Source organism: Paenibacillus sp. 7541 (assembly GCF_002276395.1).
GTDB lineage: Bacteria > Bacillota > Bacilli > Paenibacillales > Paenibacillaceae > Paenibacillus_AQ > Paenibacillus_AQ campinasensis.
Map to the genome: position 1 here is coordinate 1 of NZ_NQLZ01000055.1, position 3,372 is coordinate 3,372.

The window sequence follows — 3,372 nt, forward strand, 5'->3', positions numbered from 1 at the left end:
GGCAGGAGGCTGGTCGACGTATCTTGGAACGCAGTCGGCAATGATCATTGGAGGCGCACTCCTCAACCGTGCTGGACTTAGAGTGGGAGGCCCGCGGAATAATAAGCATGATGATCTTGGCGGCGGAAATAGTGGTGGAAGCGGTAGCGGTAATGGTGGCAGCGATCGTGGAGGTGGCAATAATAGTGGTGATGGTGACGGTAGAAAGCCGGGGAATGAGGGAAAGGGTGATACTGTAGGGAACTTTGCAGGTAAAATTAATACTGAAAACATACCTAACATGTCAAAGCAAGAAATCTTAGATAGCTTGCCGAAGGATTGGAAGTATACTGAGAACAATGGTTTCGTTCACATTAGAGATGCTAATGGAAACGTCCGAATGAAAATCGACCCACCTGATAAGGTTACAAAGTATGACCATGTTCATTTGTTTGATGAAAGTGGTAATCCAATTGATGTAAACCTGAATGTTGTTGACAGAAAAAGCCCTGATGCTCATATCCCATATAAAAAGTGAGGTGATTAGCGTGAATGCTGAAAAAATTCTATCCGAAATTGAGGCAATGCACTACTGGGATGCTAGAGTATTAAAGTTTGATTCGAGTTTTTTTGGTGATGAAATAACGCTTGTGTTTGAGGACACAGAGTTTAACGTCAAGCTGTCCTTTATGGGGTGCTCTAGTTTTTCATTTGTTACAAGTGCCGATGATAGGATAATGCCTTTAAGAGAGTTGACTAGACCACAAATTCCTTATTTTCTTCAAGATATCGAAGTCACAGATGTGCTGAGTGAGGGGCATCGTTTACTAAATTGCAAAATTTTAATGCCCCCTCTTATCGCAGAAATACTTTGCACTTCAATTTCGATTGAAAAGATATAATAATAATCAACCTTGATTGGCTTCGTGCCTTTCAAGGTTCTTACTTTTAGATATGGAGACCGACCTAAATGTAGCCGATTCCAAATAACTATCTAATTTCAATTGCTCTTATATGTTGGTTTGTTATGTTCACTGTTAGAATTATCCTATCTGCATATCGAGAAATATTCAATAGATTATCGCTGAAAGTCTAGTTTTTAGGAGCCAGAATCATCATACCTTCATTATTTAAATGAGTTTCCTCAAAAAAGGTTCCACAACCTATCATCTTCCACGGCGCTATTGGATTTAGCTGTCTTTTTAATAAATTCATCAATTATAATTTCATATTCTATGGTTTCTATGGTTCCCCATGAATTTGAAAGGCTCTCTCTCAGATAAAATCCTTAACAATAGGATCAATAAAATCCTTGTTAGCCCCAAAGGAATGACGATCCGTTGATAAACTATATTGTTTATAAGCTTACTTATGTTTAAGTTATGGTTGCTCATAATCATTCCACCTTATTAAGAAGACCGTCCTAAAGACAGTGCAAACTAAGCTCCGCGACGGCTACTTTTGCAACAACGAAACATTCGATCTACAAGATCACTCCTGGATATCATTTATATAATGGGAGAACATATGTAATGATAAAGAAACGTTGGGGACTACGAATAACGATCTTACTAGTTATCACTATCGCTATATACTTCTACCTATCAACCTTTACTTTGCTCCTACTCCCTAAAGGAGATTTAATCATGAGCTCTGACTCACCTAATAATAAGTTTACTTTTAACGCATATCTAGTAAATGCGGGGGGAGCAACGGGCGCCTTTGCTGTGAGAGGGGAGTTAATAAACAATCTTAATGGTAAAACGAAAAATATCTATTGGGAATACAGAGTTGAGGAAGCTTACGTGGAGTGGATGGACGAGAGCACAATCCTTGTTAACGGCAGGAAGCTGGATGTAAATACAGATAAGTATGACTTTAGAGAACATAGAAATTAAACGAAGACAATAGCTTGAAAAAGATACGTAACATGGACATCAGCAACAGGCCGCTAACGGTTAAGATAGCGACCTATTTCTTTTCCCTAAATCTGGTTTCTCCTCAAAGATTCTAGAGAGAGTTTACTCTTTTACTTTATCGCGGCACCTAATTCATTTCCTTAGGATGAATAAGCTCTCCTGGATCAGTTCCGTTATTTAACCAATTCGATATAAGATCCTGTGTATATTCGAGATCCGCTGCATCAAGGTCATAATACCAGACGGTTCCCCGCATAGTTCCCTTACCTTGTAACATATAATTTTCAAAATCAGGCGGCGTGTCGTTTAGAAGTACGGCTTCAGCTAAATCCAAAATAAAATCAGGATCCATATTTGTGGTAAAGTTAGAACCGGCAATTTCCATTAACTCCGGAACCTTTGTGATATTTTTCAACTCCAAAAATTTCCCCATGAGAGCCTTAATAAAAATACGTTGACGCTCGGTACGTTTAAAATCAGAATCCTCACGGTAACGGACATAACTTAAAGCATCTTGGCCATCATATACCGGTTTATTGGGCTCTATTCTTAATGGTTCGTGATTCGGATTTTTATTCTCAATGACTTCAGTAATAGGGAGTTCTACGCCGCCAACGGCGTCCACGATATCAATAACCCCATGAAAGTTGATGGCCCCGTAATAATCGACTTTATGGTTCAGTAAGTGCTCAACGGTGTCGATCGCCATTTTGGCTCCACCGTGGGCATAGGCGGAGTTGATTTTAGATTGAACATCTCTCCCAATGATATCCGTATAAGAATCCCGGGGGATGGAGACGAGTAATACCTTGTTATCTTTAGGGCGAATGACAGAATAGATGACGGTATCTGACCTGCTGGGCTCCTTATCACGCTGATCAACTCCGAGAAGCAGCAAGGAGAAAGGCTCGCCTTCGAATGCTTGGGGTTTGTTTTTTTCATAACCTACGGGCTTATACGATTTGTCTAAAATGGTTTTAACGTCATCTTTAAGCAGCGTATTAAAGACAAGTACAGATAGTTCTTTTCTAAACAGATAGCCAGTAGCAGCAAGAAGGACGAGAATGATGAGTGAAATCATAATCCATTTCTTTTTATTTATCTTGTTACGAAATTTAAGGTTCCTTGAATTGAGTCGTGGCTCCATTCTTTCCAACTCCTTTCCAATACCATACAAACGCGAGGGTCTTCCACTTGCTGGGCTATGCAGGTTCTGATTTTATAGCTAATATCCATCATAGAATAAACGTTATGCTGGTAGAATAAGTTTCAGTTTTTCTTTTTTGTGATGGACAGTGCCGCTCCCCCTGTTTCGCATATATCCCTTCCCCATTGTGACTATGAGATCATAAACACCTGCAGGGATCATCGGATTTATAGGACTGATCGAAGGCCTCTGGAACCTTTTCCATATAATTGAATTAGAGTAAAATCATTAATCTAAGTATGATCGTGACAAATGCATTGTGGTTGA

The 3,372-nt window shown here is 39.6% G+C and carries 3 protein-coding genes and 1 pseudogene; 3 read left to right on the plus strand and 1 reads right to left on the minus strand.

Translation table 11 applies throughout. The features are described from left to right. The 3 genes and pseudogenes from CHH75_RS25435 to CHH75_RS23920 form a co-directional block, all read left to right on the plus strand. Window positions 1-517, plus strand: a pseudogene (locus CHH75_RS25435) (WXG100 family type VII secretion target); the annotation flags it as partial. Window positions 518-527: 10 nt separating this feature from the next. After that, the gene (locus tag CHH75_RS23915; protein WP_095399345.1) at window positions 528-881 is read left to right on the plus strand and encodes a hypothetical protein; all 354 of its coding nucleotides are present in this window, start codon (window positions 528-530) and stop codon (window positions 879-881) included. Window positions 882-1,511: 630 nt separating this feature from the next. Then, window positions 1,512-1,877 carry a DUF5412 domain-containing protein gene (locus CHH75_RS23920; protein WP_095399342.1) on the plus strand — a complete coding sequence of 122 codons (366 nt, stop codon included), beginning with the start codon at window positions 1,512-1,514 and terminating at the stop codon, window positions 1,875-1,877. 148 nt (window positions 1,878-2,025) lie between these two features. On the opposite strand, the gene CHH75_RS23925 is transcribed toward CHH75_RS23920, so the two are convergent. Then, window positions 2,026-3,045 (minus strand): LCP family protein, encoded by a 1,020-nt coding sequence (locus CHH75_RS23925; RefSeq protein WP_095399343.1) that lies wholly within the window; start codon window positions 3,043-3,045, stop codon window positions 2,026-2,028. Between the last annotated feature and the right edge of the window lie 327 nt (window positions 3,046-3,372).